The sequence below is a fragment of the Rhodomicrobium lacus genome (assembly GCF_003992725.1).
Classification (GTDB): Bacteria; Pseudomonadota; Alphaproteobacteria; order Rhizobiales; family Rhodomicrobiaceae; genus Rhodomicrobium; species Rhodomicrobium lacus.
In genome coordinates this window covers 104,341-117,383 of record NZ_RZNF01000004.1, presented here as the reverse complement: position 1 = coordinate 117,383, position 13,043 = coordinate 104,341, and the positions used below count along the sequence as shown (strand labels likewise).

Sequence of the window (13,043 nt, the reverse complement as noted above, 5' to 3'; positions counted from 1 at the left end):
GAATCCGCGCAGGGAAGGCGCATCTGAGCAAGTCGTCCATCCCGCATGCCGCCCGCCATTTCCTGCCGATGCCGCCCGGACAACCGCGCTTCGCTCGGCTGCTTGCCTGAGGTGCTGGCCGCGCTTCGCGAAAATATCCCGCTCGTTACGCCGAAAATCAGAACTTGCGGCCGACGCTCAAGGTTGCGTAGGCGCGATAGTCCTTTTCCTCGCTGGCCGACACTCCGCCGCCCGACAGGGAGATATCGTTTGCTCCATACCTGAGATTGAGGAGCGCGCCCGCCTTGGCGTAGGTCTCGTTCCTCCCCGTCGTATCGCCTTCGCTGAAAATCTCGGCATAGCTCGAAAAGGAGCCCTCCGCCCCGAGCGACAGGCGGATCGCATCATCGCGATAGATTTCGTAAGCGGCGCGCCCGTAGAGCGAGGTTGTGTCGCGGATCTGCGAATGGGATGCGTTCGCGGACGTCCATATTCGGTCCGCGACGCGCCACCATACGTCCAATGAGGCGATCATGCCGAATTGGCTGTTGCGTTCGAGCCTGTCCGCATCCCAGGCGACGTGGCCGGCGTCGAACAGCCGGTCCATCCTCGTTGCGTAGGCCACGCCCGCATAAGCCTTGATCCAGAGCGGCCCGCGATTGGCCTGATAGCCTGCCGATAAGCTTCCGCCCGAGCCGAGACGCTGCGCATAAAACTCGTTGGAAAACACGCCGGCGTCCGTCTCGCCGGAGACGCCGACAAGGCCGTCGAGCTTCAGGCGCACCCCCTCCCGGTCGATGGGTCCGAAAAGGCTCCAGACGGTGGAATCCGCAACCGCTGCCGAGCGTCCCGCATAATCGACGGTGACGTAGGTCTCGAAGCGGGGACCGCGCGCGGCCTCGCCCGCAGCACACGACACGACTGCCGCCGCAACTCCCGCCAGCGTCAGCGCGAAATGCAAGACAACACCCAACATATTGAAACTCATACGCTTCCTGCGCATGACCTTACTGCCGCAAAGCAGAAAAAACGATTCATTTTTTACAAATAATTTAATGATTCCTGCGCCAGATGCGAAGGTGACACACATCCGCTTCCGTCTTGACGGGCGCGCCCTTGGACAGGCAAATCACCTCGGGGACCGTTTTCCAGCGCCGCGCGGCTGAAAATGGCCTCGATTTCCCTTTTTTCTGCGCTTTCCAATGGACAATGCCTCTTCCGAAGCGTTTTCGGACAAGGCAAGCGGGGATCGATGCGACGCAGGTTTCTTCTGCTCGGCTTAGTGCTCTGCGCGGCGCTTTCGGCCTGCGCGCCGGTGATGGTGGCGCAGCAGGGGACGGCGGCGGCCGTCAGCTACAAGACCGTGCGCGCGCCAGGCGGCCCCCTGCGCCTCGCGGTGACCGAGAGCGGGCGGGGAAAGCCGATCCTTTTGCTGCACGGCTTCGCCACGTCGAGCTACACATGGCAGGGCGTGATGCCCGATCTGGCCCGCAAGCATCGTGTCATCGCGGTGGACCTGCGCGGCTTCGGCGCGTCCGACAAGCCGCTCGACGACAAATATTCCGTGTTCGATCAGGCCGATGTCATTCAGGCGTTCATCGAGCAGGAGAACCTGAAGGATCTGACGATCGTCGGGCATTCTTTCGGAGGCGGCGTGACGCTGGCGCTCGCGCTTCGGGCGAAGGGCGCTCTTCGCTCGCGCATCAGGAATATCGTCCTCGTCGACAGCGTAGCCTACAAGCAGCCGCTGCCGATCTTTTTCAGGATGCTGCAGGTGCCGGGCCTGGCCGAAGTCGGCATGGCGCTCGTGCCCCCGGAGGTGCAGTCCGAGCAGGGGCTCAAGCTCGCCTATTACGACCATGAAAAGATCACGGAGCGCTCCATCACAGAATATGCCAGCCCGCTTCGGTCCCCGGCCGCCAAGCATGCGCTTGTGAAAACGGTCGAACAGATCATGCCACCGAACATCGATGAAATCGCGCTGAGCTATCAGACGATCCGCGTGCCTACGCTCGTGATGTGGTGCGATGAGGATAAGGTCGTGCCGTCAGTCTTCGGGCAGCGGCTGAAGGCCGATATTCCGACGGCGGAACTCGTGATGTTCTCGAAATGCGGGCACATGCCCCAGGAAGAGAAGCCCGAGGAGACGGCGCGCGCGATCGAGGCGTTTCTCGCGCGGCACCCTTGATTTGAAGAGCGGCTTAGCACCGCGCGGCACCGCCACGTGCTTTGTCGTTATTGCGGCTTGCCTCCGCCATTCCCGTTCTTCTTCCCGCCGTTGCCGTTTTTCTTCGGCGCGGTGGCCGTGGCAGCGGGCTTGCTCGAACCGGCCTTGAACTTCTCGGCGCGCGGCCAGAAGCGCAAGCCCGCGCAGCGCTCGGCGAACACGCGTGCATCGTCCGGCCCCTTGAGTTGCACCACGCCGCCGTCAAGTTCGTCGGCGATGCCCGCCTTGGCGAAGAGGGGGGCGACATTGCCGTGCCAGCCGATGAACTTCTGATGCGCGAAGGCGTCGGCCACGAAGTCGCGCGCCGATGGGTGATGCGCAAGTTGCGTGCCGCCCTCCGCCGAGGCGAGGATCGCGACCGCGTCGTAAAGCACCGATGGCGCGCCGTCGAGCCGCTGCTTCGCCTCGATCCAAGTGCCGTCGCCGGCGCTCACTCCGCCCACCTCCGGGGCGATTATCTCGACGAGCGCCTTTTCTGCCGCGAAGCTCTTCTTCAGATCGGCGAGCGCATTCGCGTCCACGCCATCGGTGACGAGGATGCCGAGCTTGCGCCCCTCGAAGCGCTTCGGGCCGTTCTTCACGATGCTCAGGGCGAGGCTCTCCTTCAGGTCGGTGCGCGTGGGACGGGCAGCGTCGGCTGCCTTCGGCAAGTCCTTCAGGCGGATCGCGGTCGCCACCTTTTTCGCAAGCTCGCCGTCGATGTTGAGAAGGTGCGAGACGACGCGGCTGCGGATTGCGGGCGTCTCAACCTTCGACAGTTCGAACGTGATCGCGTCGGCGATGTGCTGTTTCTCGATCTCGGTCTGGCTGATGTAGAACTGCCGCGCCTGACTGTAGTGATCGGCGAACGACTCCGCGCGGAGTCGGCGCTTCTGCCCGGCCACCTCTTCGGGAAAGCTCTTGAAGCCTTTTTCCGGCGATTCGCGTGGGCCGCCCTGCTCGCCGCCCCAGGAGTTCGGCTCGTAATTCACGCGGCCCTTCGGATTGCGCATCGTCATGTGGCCGTCCTGCTGGAGTGTCGCAAACGGGCATTTCGGCGCATTGATCGGCAGGAACGTGAAGTTCGGCGAGCCGAGCCGCTTCAATTGCGTATCGAGATAGGAGAAATTGCGGCCCTGAAGCAGCGGGTCGTTGGTGAAGTCCACGCCCGGCACGATGTTCTGCGTGCAGAAGGCAACCTGCTCCGTCTCCGCGAAGAAATTGTCCGGCATGCGGTCGAGCACGAGACGGCCGACGACGCGGATCGGCACTTCCTCTTCCGGGATGATTTTCGTTGCGTCGAGGACATCGAAGGCGAATTTGTCGGCGAAGGCGTCATCGAAAAGCTGCACGCCGAGTTCCCATTCGGGAAAGTTGCCGCTCTCGATCGCGTCCCACAGGTCGCGGCGGTGGAAGTCCGGATCGGCGCCGTTGATCTTGACGGCCTCGTTCCAGACCACGGATTGCAGCCCAAGCTTCGGCTTCCAGTGAAACTTCACGAAGGTTGATTTGCCCTCCGCGTTCACGAAGCGGAAGGTGTGAACGCCGAAGCCCTCCATGAAGCGGAAGGAGCGCGGGATTGCGCGGTCGCTCATCACCCACATGATCATATGCATGCTTTCAGGGCTCAGCGAGATGAAGTCCCAGAAATTGTCATGCGCCGAGGCCGCCTGCGGAAAGGCGCGGTCCGGCGCTTCCTTCACCGAATGCACGAAGTCGGGGAACTTGATCGCGTCCTGAATGAAGAAGACCGGGATATTGTTGCCGACGATGTCCCAGTTGCCTTCCTTCGTGTAGAGTTTCACCGCGAAGCCGCGCACGTCGCGGGCGAGGTCGAACGAGCCTTTCGCGCCCGCGACGGTGGAAAAGCGCACGAAGGCGGGCGTCTTTTCGCCGACGCGCTGGAAGATGTCGGCGCGTGTGACGTCCGCGAGCGAAGCCGTCGTCTCGAAATAGCCGTGGGCGCCGTAACCTCGCGCGTGCACCACCCGCTCCGGGATGCGCTCGTGGTCGAAATGAAAAATCTTTTCGCGGAAGTGGAAATCTTCGAGCGCGGTCGGGCCGCGCGCGCCGATCTTCAGCGAGTTCTGGTCGTCCGCGACGGGCACGCCTTGCTGCGTCGTCAGCACGGGTACGTCGCCGCCCGCAACCTGATGGGTTTCGCCTCCCTCGCCCCGCAGGACCTTTTCCTGCCCGTAGGCTATGCTCGTGTAATCGCCGTTGGTTTTCGTCTTCGCCATTGGGCGGTGCCTCCTGAAAGGGCATCGGAAGCGCGTCGGAAATCTTGGATGGCTTGTCGCGCGGAGCCGTGCTGATAGTCAGAAAGCAGAACCATTCCAGAAAAAGCTTGTTCCGCCGTAGGCTTAGCCTATTTAAGGCACGATGCACGAGGCGTGGCGGACTCGCAGGAAGATTGAAACGCCTTAATAACCGCAAGATCGTGCTTCCCATCGAGAGCGACGGGTCTTAAAAGCGGCGAAAAACATAAGTCGCTGCAAAGACAACGGTTCGACGTTTCCCTAAGGGCGAGGAGTTTCCATCGTGAATGCAAGGATTTTACTGAGTGCGGCGATGCTGGCATTCGGCGCGCAGATGGCGCAGGCGGCTCCGGTCGCGCGCGTCAACGGAACTGACATCACGGAAGCCGAGATCGCCTTCGCGGAAGCCGAGGTCGGGGCGGAAATCGCCGGGCTTCCGGCGGAAAGCCGCCGTCGCGTGCTGGTCGAATATCTCGTCGAGGCGCATCTTTTCGCCAACGAGGCGACGAAGGACAAGCTCGACGCCGCCAAGGATTTCGAGGAGCGGGCGGCTTATTACAAGCTGCGTGCGCTGCGCGACACCTTCTATGAGAAGAAGGTCCGCGATGCGGTCACGGACGCGCAAGCCAAGGCCGCCTACGACGAGCAGATCGCCAAGCTGAAGCCGGAGCCGGAAGTGCGTGCGCGCCACATCCTCGTCAAGACGAAGGAAGAGGCCGAAGATCTCGTGAAGCAGCTCAAGGGCGGCGCGGACTTCAACGAACTGGCCAAGAAAAGCGCCGATGGCCCCAGCGCGAACACCGGAGGCGATCTCGGTTATTTCTCCAAGGGCCAGATGGTGAAGGTGTTCGAGGACGCCGCGTTCTCGCTTCAGCCCGGCCAGATTTCCGAGCCCGTGCAGTCCGAGTTCGGCTGGCACGTGATCAAGGTCGAGGACAAGCGCAACCGGCCCGTGCCGAGCTTCGACGAGGTGAAGGACCAGATCGTCGCCTCGCTCGTTCAGAACCAGCTTCGCGAAACAGTGCAGAAACTGCGTTCATCCGCTAAGGTGGACATCGTCGATCCGGAGCTGAAGAAGGCCATCGACGAAGACGCCAAGGCCGCCGCGATCGAAACGCCGACGCAGCAGAAGTAGCAGCCAACGAAAGGAGCCGGGTTCATGGCGAGTATCACAAAGGTTTCGCCGTTCGCGCCCGGCGAACTCGTGCCCCTGCCGCCGATCGCGGGCGTGAAGATCGCGGTCGCGGAGGCGGGCATCAAATATGCGAACCGCACCGACGTGCTTCTCATGCTGTTCCCGGAAGGGACGCAGGTGGGCGGGGTGCTGACGCGGTCGAAGACGTCTTCGGCGGCGGTCGACTGGTGCCGCGAGCAGCTTCAGCATGCAAGCGCCCGCGCGCTCGTCGTCAATTCCGGCAACGCGAATGCGTTCACGGGGCAGCGCGGCCGCGATGCGGTGGAAGCCACGGCGGCGTTCGCGGGCGAAGCAGGCGGCTTCGAGGCGGAGCGCGTGTTCATTGCCTCCACGGGCGTCATCGGCGAGCCGCTCGACGCCACGAAGTTCAGCCACGTGCTTTCGAAGATGGCGGGCGAGGCGAAGGAAGACCTCTGGCACGATGCCGCGCGCGCGATCATGACCACCGACACCTATCCGAAGGTGGCCACGCGCCGCGCCTTCGTCGACAATGTGCCGGTCACGCTCAACGGCATTGCCAAGGGCTCGGGCATGATCCAGCCCGACATGGCGACGATGCTGTCCTTTATCGTCACCGATGCGGCCGTCGAAGGCCACGTGCTGACGGAGCTTCTGCGCCGCCACGTGAAGACGACGTTCAACGCCGTGACGGTCGATGGCGACACGTCGACAAGCGACACGCTTCTCATCTTCGCGACGGGTGAGGCGGCGGCCAAGGGCGCGCCGAAGATCGCGGGGCCGGACGACCCGGAAGCGGCGGCGTTTTCGGCGGCGCTTCTCTCGCTCCTTCACGACCTTGCCATTCAGGTTGTTAAGGATGGCGAGGGCATCTCCAAGCTGATGACCATCCATGTCGAGGGGGCGGAATCGGATGAAGCCGCGCATCGCATTGCCATGACCATCGGCAATTCACCGCTCGTGAAGACTGCGGTTGCGGGCGAGGACGCGAACTGGGGCCGCATCGTCGCCGCCGTAGGCCGTTCGGGCGAAGCGGCGGACCGCGACCGGCTGTCGATCTGGTTCGGCGACATTCAGGTGGCGAAGGAAGGCTTGCGCGACCCCGATTACAAAGAGGAGCTGGGTTCGGCCTATATGAAGCGCGGCGAAATCGAGATCCGCGTCGATTGCGGCGCGGGCGGGCAGGGGCGCGCAACCGTATGGGCTTCGGACCTCACCTATGACTACATCCGCATCAATGCCGACTACCGGAGCTGACGCCGCCCCCGCGCCGGGGCTCAAGCTTGTGACGTGTGTGGCCGTGGCGCTGATCGACGCCGACAACCGCGTGCTGCTCGCGCAGCGCCCCGCGCACAAGCCGATGGGCGGGCTTTGGGAGTTCCCCGGCGGCAAGATAGAGCCGGGAGAGCTTCCCGAGGCGGCGCTCATCCGCGAGTTGAAGGAAGAACTCGGCATCGAGGTGCCGCAGCGCTGCCTTGCGCCGCTCACCTTCGCGAGCCACTCTTACGAGACGTTCCATCTTCTCATGCCGCTCTATATCTGCCGGAACTGGAACGGCATAATTCGCCCGCTCGAAGGTCAGACGCTCGCATGGGTGCGCCGCGACAAGCTGCGCGATTATCCCATGCCCGCCGCCGACCTGCCGCTCGTGCCCATCCTTCAGGACTGGCTCTAGGCCAGGCAGCGCAGGCTTGAGGCGGCGATTTCGGGCGACGGCCACGGCGAAGCCGCGCCTTCCGCAAAAATCGGCCGCTGGCTTGCGACAAGGATCACGATAAAACAAAACCACGGGACGTGGCGCAGACCGGCCTTGAGCATGCCTGGCGGCGGGTTTAGGTTGCCCGATTAACAGGCACGCTCCGTTTGGCGCGCCCTTCCGGTGGATTTCCAATGTCGACTTCGTTTGCCATTTTCCTCCCGGCCTGCTTCGCGCTCAACATGGCGTTCGGGCCGAACAACCTCCTTTCGCTCACCATCGGCGCGCGCCACGGCGTGATGCCCGCGATCGCCGCCGCGCCGGGGAGGCTCGTCGCCTTCGCCGTCATGATCGCGATCACGGCTGCTGGCATGGGAGCGCTCCTGATGGCGTCGGAGGCGGCATTCACGGCGGTGAAGCTTCTCGGCGCGGCCTACCTCGTCTGGATCGGCGCGCGGCTCATCATCGCCAAGGGTTTCGACACGCTCGCCGAACCAAACGGCAGGGCGCAAGCTCCCGGCAGCTTCCTTAGGCAGGAATTTCTCGTCGCGGCAACCAATCCGAAGGCCATGCTCATCTTCACGGCTTTCCTGCCGCAGTTCGTGGACCAGAGCGATTATTGGCGAAGCTTCCTCTTCGTCGGCGTGATCTTCCTGATCCTCGAAGTTCCGGCGATTGCGATCTATGCCCTGCTCGGTTCGCGCATCGGGCGCCTCGCGCAGGGAGGACGCGCGTCGCGATGGATCAACCGCGTGAGCGGGTCGATGATGGTGGCCTTCGGCGTCGCTCTCGCCTTCGCACGGCGCCCCGCATCCTGAACGGGATCGGCGCGGCAGGGCCCGGGGCGGGCTTGACGGCAAAGCGAACCGCGCTCGCAACCATTGGACAGGCCGTCGCGGCGCGTTGACAGCGTCGCCGCGTCTGCTTATTTCTCGTGCCATGAGGAGAAGAGCCACTTCTCCCGGTCAATTTTGCAAACAGCCCGTAAGAAAGCTACCGCCAAAAGAAAAGGCGCTCTGGCAGCGGTCCCTTCATCTCCGGACTGCATTTTCCTGGCGAGGCAGTGAGGCTCGGCAACATGGTTTCTCTTGGAGCGCTCGCAACCAAGATCTTCGGCAGTTCCAACGACAGGCGCCTGAAGAGTTTTCAATCGAGGGTCGCGCCGGTCAATGCGCTGGAACCTAAGTTCCAGGCGCTTTCGGATGACGAACTGCGCGCGAAAACCGTGGAATTCCGCGAGAGGCTCGCGAACGGCGAAGACCTCGACAAGCTCCTGCCCGAAGCCTTCGCCACGGTGAGGGAAGCTGCAAAGCGCACGCTCGGCCAGCGGCACTTCGACGTTCAGCTCATCGGCGGCATGGTGCTTCATTCAGGCAAGATCGCCGAGATGAAGACCGGCGAAGGCAAGACGCTCGTTGCCACGCTCGCGGCCTATCTCAACGCGCTGCCGGGACGCGGCGTGCATGTCGTCACGGTTAACGATTATCTTGCCAAACGCGACTCCGACTGGATGGGGCAGATCTACCGCTTCCTCGGCCTGACCGTTGGTTGTATCACCCACGAGCTTGACGATGCCGAACGCCGCGCGGCCTATGCCTGCGACATCACCTACGGCACGAACAACGAGTTCGGCTTCGATTACCTCCGCGACAACATGAAGTACTCCATCGACGAGATGGTGCAGTTCGGCGGCCGTCCGCCGGAGCTTCAGGGACACGCCTTCGCCATCGTCGACGAAGTGGACTCGATCCTGATCGACGAGGCGCGCACGCCGCTCATCATTTCCGGCGCGATCGAGGACAAGTCGGACCTTTACATCAGCATCGACAAGATCATTCCGAAGCTCGGCAAGGAGCATTACGAACTCGACGAGAAGCAGCGCACGGTGACCTTCAGTGAAGAGGGCAACCAGCGCATCGAGGAGCTTCTGCAGGAAGCCGGCTTCATCGAGCCGGACTCCACCTTCTACGACGCCGAGAACGTGACGATCGTCCATCACGTCAACCAGGCGCTGAAGGCGCACAAGTTGTTCCTCAAGGACCGCAATTATATCGTCCGCAAGGGGCAGGTCGTTATCGTGGACGAGTTCACGGGCCGCATGATGGAAGGCCGCCGCTATTCGGAAGGTCTGCATCAGGCGCTCGAAGCCAAGGAAGGCGTGGACGTCCAGCCGGAAAACCAGACGCTCGCCTCGATCACCTTCCAGAATTACTTCCGCCTCTATGAAAAGCTGGCGGGCATGACCGGCACGGCCATCACGGAAGCGGCGGAGTTTCTCGACATCTACGGTCTGGAGACCATCGAGATCCCGACCAACCGCGCCATGCGCCGCATCGATTCGGACGACGAGGTGTACCGCACCGCAGCGGAGAAATATCGCGCCATCATCCGGTTGATCCAGGACTGCGCGAAGCGCGGTCAGCCGATCCTTGTCGGCACCACCTCAATCGAGAAGTCGGAAACGCTCTCCGAGATGCTGAAGCCGCTCGGCGTGCCGCATCAGGTGTTGAACGCCCGTTACCACGAACAGGAAGCTTTCATCATCGCGCAGGCGGGCATGCCGGGGGCGGTGACCATCGCGACCAACATGGCGGGCCGCGGTACGGATATCCAGCTCGGCGGCAACGCCGACATGCAGATCGCCGCCTGGATCGCCGAGAAGCGCGCGGCCGGCGTCGAGCCGACGCCGGAAGAAATCAAGGTGGAGCGCGACAGGATCGCCGCCGACATCGAGACCAAGAAAGAGCAGGCGCTCGCCGCCGGCGGCCTCTACGTGCTCGGAACCGAACGCCACGAAAGCCGCCGCATCGACAATCAGCTTCGCGGCCGTTCGGGCCGCCAGGGCGATCCCGGCGCCTCGCGGTTCTATCTCTCGCTCGAAGACGACCTGATGCGCATCTTCGGCACCGACCGCATGGATTTCATGCTGCGGAAGCTCGGCATCAAGGAAGACGAAGCTATCGCGCATCCGTGGATCAACCGCGCGCTGGAAAAGGCACAGCAGAAGGTCGAAGCGCGCAACTTCGACATGCGCAAGAACGTTCTGAAATACGACGACGTGATGAACGACCAGCGCAAGGTGGTGTTCGAGCAGCGCATCGACCTGATGCAGGAAGACACGGTGGAAGAGACCGTGGCCGACATGCGCCGCGAAGTCGTTCAGGATCTCGTGACGACGCACATCCCGGCGAAGGCTTTCGTCGAGCAGTGGGACGTGAAAGGCCTGCGCGAGGAATTCAACGCGGTCTTCGGCATCGATGTGCCGGTCGAAGAGTGGGCCGCCGAGGAAGGGATTGCGGAACAGGAGATCGAGGAGCGGCTTCTCGCGAAGGCCGATGCGGCTGCTGCGCGCAAGGCGTCGGAGGTCGGCCCCGAGACCATGCGGCAGATCGAGAAGGCGATCCTTTTGCAGACGCTCGATCATCTCTGGCGCGAGCATATCGTCAGCCTTGAGCATCTGCGTCAGGCTGTCGGCCTGCGCGGCTACGCCCAGCGCGATCCGCTTCACGAGTACAAGGGCGAAGCCTTCCAGATCTTCGAAAGCATGCTGTCGCGCCTTCGTCGCGATGTGACCGGCCAACTCATGCACGTTCAGCTCGCGCAGCCGGAAGACTATGCGCAGAGCGAGCTTCCCGAGCTTCAGATGTTCCGCGCCGATCCGATCACGGGCGCAGACATATCCGAGAGCGAAGCCGAAGCAGCGCCGCAGTCGAGGCAGGAACGCCGCGCGGCCGCGAAGCAGGGGGCTAAGCCGTCAGCGCCCGCGGCAGCGAAAGCGTCGGCCCCTCGCGGTGGCGGAAAGGCGCCTGCACTCGATCCGAACAACCCGGCGACGTGGGGCAAGGTGGCGCGCAACGCGCTCTGCCCATGCGGATCGGGCAAGAAGTACAAGCATTGTCATGGTGCGATTGCCGCCACCGCTGCCGAGTAGCCGGGCGGCACGGCGTCGCTCCGTGGGCGCTGTGATTGGTATAGCAAAGCCGGGCGTTCCCCGGCTCGACTGCTGCAAAGCTCTCGCCTCGGCGGGAGCTTTGTGATTCGGCGGGCACGCTGAAAAACCGATTTCTCGACAGGCCGTGCTTGAGATGGCGCGTATCGACAGGCTTGTCCCGAAGGACCGCTTTTGAGGAAGATCGAAGCGGCGGCGCCTTCTCGCTTCGTTCGCGATCGGGTCCCAGGTCTTCAATGCGCCGATGACTGGAGGCTCGCGCCCGACCCGGTCTTGAATGTTCAAGGCCTGTTCATCGGCTATCTTTTCGGCGTGCCAGTTCGTGCGCGAGATCGAGGTCAACCGCGCCTATCGATGGTTTTGGGGCTGAAGCTGTTCGATCCGGTGTTCGACGCCTCGACCCCTGTCGAAAACGGCCTGGATAGGCGGTCGGGCCCGTGAGACCCGCCTTGTGAGCCCCGCCTTTGCCTATCGTCCGCGCAGCCGGGAAACCAACTCGGGACTGGGGTACGAGTCGGCGGGCAGGCCGAACTTCTGCTGCACCTTCTTGATGCTTGCGCGCGTGAGAAGGCCGAGCTTGCCGTCCACTTCGCCGACGTCATAGCCCTTGGCGCGAAGCAGGGTCTGCAATTCCTTCGTCTGCTCATAGCCGAACGGCGCCACGCCGCGCCCGCGCGAAACCGGCGGCGCGCCATCGATGCGGGTCGCGAGATAGGCCACCGTCGTCGAGTAGATGAGCGACTGGTTCCATTCGAGGAATACCTTGAAATTGTCGAAGGCGAGGAAGGCAGGCCCGTTGCGTCCCATTGGGAGCAGCAACGAAGCGGGGCGGTCGCCGGAGAGGCGTTCGCCGTCCGCAATCTGCACACCCATGCGCTGCCACTCGCTGAGCGGATGCTGGATGGTGAGATCCGCCTGGCTCCAGTCCATGCTTTCCGGCACGCGCACTTCCTTGAGCCACGGCTCGCCGCGCCGCCAGCCGAGCGCCTTGAGATAGTTCGCCGAGGAGCCGATCACGTCCGGCGCGCTGCGGATGAGGTCCGAGTGGCCGTCGCCGTCGTAATCGATGCCGTATTTGAGATAGACCGAGGGAACGAACTGCGTCTGGCCAAGCTCGCCCGCCCATGGCCCGCGCATTTCGCTCGGGGTAAGGTCTCCGCGGTCGATGATCTTCAGCACGTCGATCAGCTCTTCGCGGAACTTCTCGGGCCGACGGCAGTCATAAGCGAGCGTTGCCAGAGAACGCACCGTTTCCATGTTTCCGTTGTTTGCGCCGAAATCGGTTTCGAGCGCCCAGAACGCGCTGATGACCGCACCTGGCACGCCGAACTCACGTTCCGCCCGCTCGAACTCCCGCTTGTACTTGCCACCGATGAGCTGGCGCGCCTTATCGATTCTGTATTTCGCGGCCATCCGGTCGGAAAATTCGAGGAAAGTTTGCGAAAACACGCTCTGGCCGCGATCCTTGCTGATGACGCTCTGGTCGAAGGTCACGCCATCGAGAGCCGAGAGCGCGCGCGGGGAAATGCCCTGGCTTCGCGCCTCTGCCTTGAACTGCGACAACCAGCGGTCGAACCCCGCGCTCGACGTGGAGCACGAAGCCGCCGAAGCGCTGCTCGCGCCCGCCGCGACGAGGAGGCTCGCAATCATCGTTCGGGATAAAAGGCGTCTCATCGCAAAGTCTCCAGTCGAGCATGGTCGGAAAATGGGCCGAAACGGTGCTTTTCAGGCCGCCCCCCGCAATGTCACCCGTTCTATAAACATCGGACCTTGCGGGAAGACGGCGGACGGCCCGAAAGGGT

9 protein-coding genes and 1 pseudogene are annotated in these 13,043 nt (G+C 63.1%); 7 read left to right on the top strand and 3 right to left on the bottom strand.

Features of this window, described 5'->3' with window-relative positions; genetic code table 11:
• Positions 1-157: 157 nt before the first annotated feature.
• Complete coding sequence (gene bcsS, locus EK416_RS06830) at positions 158-955, bottom strand: cellulose biosynthesis protein BcsS (RefSeq protein WP_164729898.1); 798 nt, start codon at positions 953-955, stop codon at positions 158-160.
• 276 nt (positions 956-1,231) lie between these two features.
• Here bcsS and EK416_RS06825 point away from each other — a divergent pair, with 276 nt between their 5' ends.
• Positions 1,232-2,167, top strand: a complete 936-nt coding sequence (locus tag EK416_RS06825; protein WP_164729897.1) for an alpha/beta fold hydrolase — start codon at positions 1,232-1,234, stop codon at positions 2,165-2,167.
• 47 nt (positions 2,168-2,214) lie between these two features.
• On the opposite strand, the gene katE is transcribed toward EK416_RS06825, so the two are convergent.
• The gene (gene katE, locus EK416_RS06820; RefSeq protein WP_127076760.1) at positions 2,215-4,425 is read right to left on the bottom strand and encodes a catalase; all 2,211 of its coding nucleotides are present in this window, start codon (positions 4,423-4,425) and stop codon (positions 2,215-2,217) included.
• 331 nt (positions 4,426-4,756) lie between these two features.
• Here katE and EK416_RS06815 point away from each other — a divergent pair, with 331 nt between their 5' ends.
• The 6 genes and pseudogenes from EK416_RS06815 to EK416_RS06790 form a co-directional block, all read left to right on the top strand.
• Positions 4,757-5,578 carry a peptidylprolyl isomerase gene (locus EK416_RS06815; protein WP_245433968.1) on the top strand — a complete coding sequence of 274 codons (822 nt, stop codon included), beginning with the start codon at positions 4,757-4,759 and terminating at the stop codon, positions 5,576-5,578.
• A gap of 24 nt (positions 5,579-5,602) precedes the next feature.
• On the top strand, positions 5,603-6,853 hold the full coding sequence (gene argJ / locus EK416_RS06810; RefSeq protein ID WP_127076758.1) for a bifunctional glutamate N-acetyltransferase/amino-acid acetyltransferase ArgJ: 1,251 nt from the start codon (positions 5,603-5,605) through the stop codon (positions 6,851-6,853).
• The gene (locus tag EK416_RS06805; RefSeq protein ID WP_127076836.1) at positions 6,834-7,271 is read left to right on the top strand and encodes a (deoxy)nucleoside triphosphate pyrophosphohydrolase; all 438 of its coding nucleotides are present in this window, start codon (positions 6,834-6,836) and stop codon (positions 7,269-7,271) included. Before argJ ends, EK416_RS06805 begins: the two co-directional genes overlap by 20 nt.
• Before the next feature lie 215 nt (positions 7,272-7,486).
• Positions 7,487-8,110 (top strand): LysE family translocator, encoded by a 624-nt coding sequence (locus EK416_RS06800; protein ID WP_127076757.1) that lies wholly within the window; start codon positions 7,487-7,489, stop codon positions 8,108-8,110.
• A gap of 260 nt (positions 8,111-8,370) precedes the next feature.
• Entirely contained in the window at positions 8,371-11,223 is a 2,853-nt protein-coding gene (gene secA / locus EK416_RS06795; protein ID WP_127076756.1) for a preprotein translocase subunit SecA, read from the top strand.
• 154 nt (positions 11,224-11,377) lie between these two features.
• Positions 11,378-11,655: pseudogene (locus tag EK416_RS06790) on the top strand (transposase); the annotation flags it as partial.
• A gap of 54 nt (positions 11,656-11,709) precedes the next feature.
• Here EK416_RS06790 and EK416_RS06785 read toward each other — a convergent pair.
• On the bottom strand, positions 11,710-12,915 hold the full coding sequence (locus tag EK416_RS06785; protein WP_127076754.1) for a lytic murein transglycosylase: 1,206 nt from the start codon (positions 12,913-12,915) through the stop codon (positions 11,710-11,712).
• Between the last annotated feature and the right edge of the window lie 128 nt (positions 12,916-13,043).

Excerpts from the sequence above, each read along its gene's own strand:
- katE (WP_127076760.1), bottom strand. The coding sequence starts at position 4,425 with ATGGCGAAGACGAAAACCAACGGCGATTACACGAGCATAGCCTACGGG.
- EK416_RS06815 (WP_245433968.1), top strand. The coding sequence starts at position 4,757 with ATGCTGGCATTCGGCGCGCAGATGGCGCAGGCGGCTCCGGTCGCGCGC.
- EK416_RS06800 (WP_127076757.1), top strand. The coding sequence starts at position 7,487 with ATGTCGACTTCGTTTGCCATTTTCCTCCCGGCCTGCTTCGCGCTCAAC.
- EK416_RS06785 (WP_127076754.1), bottom strand. The coding sequence starts at position 12,915 with ATGAGACGCCTTTTATCCCGAACGATGATTGCGAGCCTCCTCGTCGCG.
- EK416_RS06805 (WP_127076836.1), top strand. The coding sequence starts at position 6,834 with ATGCCGACTACCGGAGCTGACGCCGCCCCCGCGCCGGGGCTCAAGCTT.
- argJ (WP_127076758.1), top strand. The coding sequence starts at position 5,603 with ATGGCGAGTATCACAAAGGTTTCGCCGTTCGCGCCCGGCGAACTCGTG.
- bcsS (WP_164729898.1), bottom strand. The coding sequence starts at position 955 with ATGTTGGGTGTTGTCTTGCATTTCGCGCTGACGCTGGCGGGAGTTGCG.
- EK416_RS06825 (WP_164729897.1), top strand. The coding sequence starts at position 1,232 with ATGCGACGCAGGTTTCTTCTGCTCGGCTTAGTGCTCTGCGCGGCGCTT.
- secA (WP_127076756.1), top strand. The coding sequence starts at position 8,371 with ATGGTTTCTCTTGGAGCGCTCGCAACCAAGATCTTCGGCAGTTCCAAC.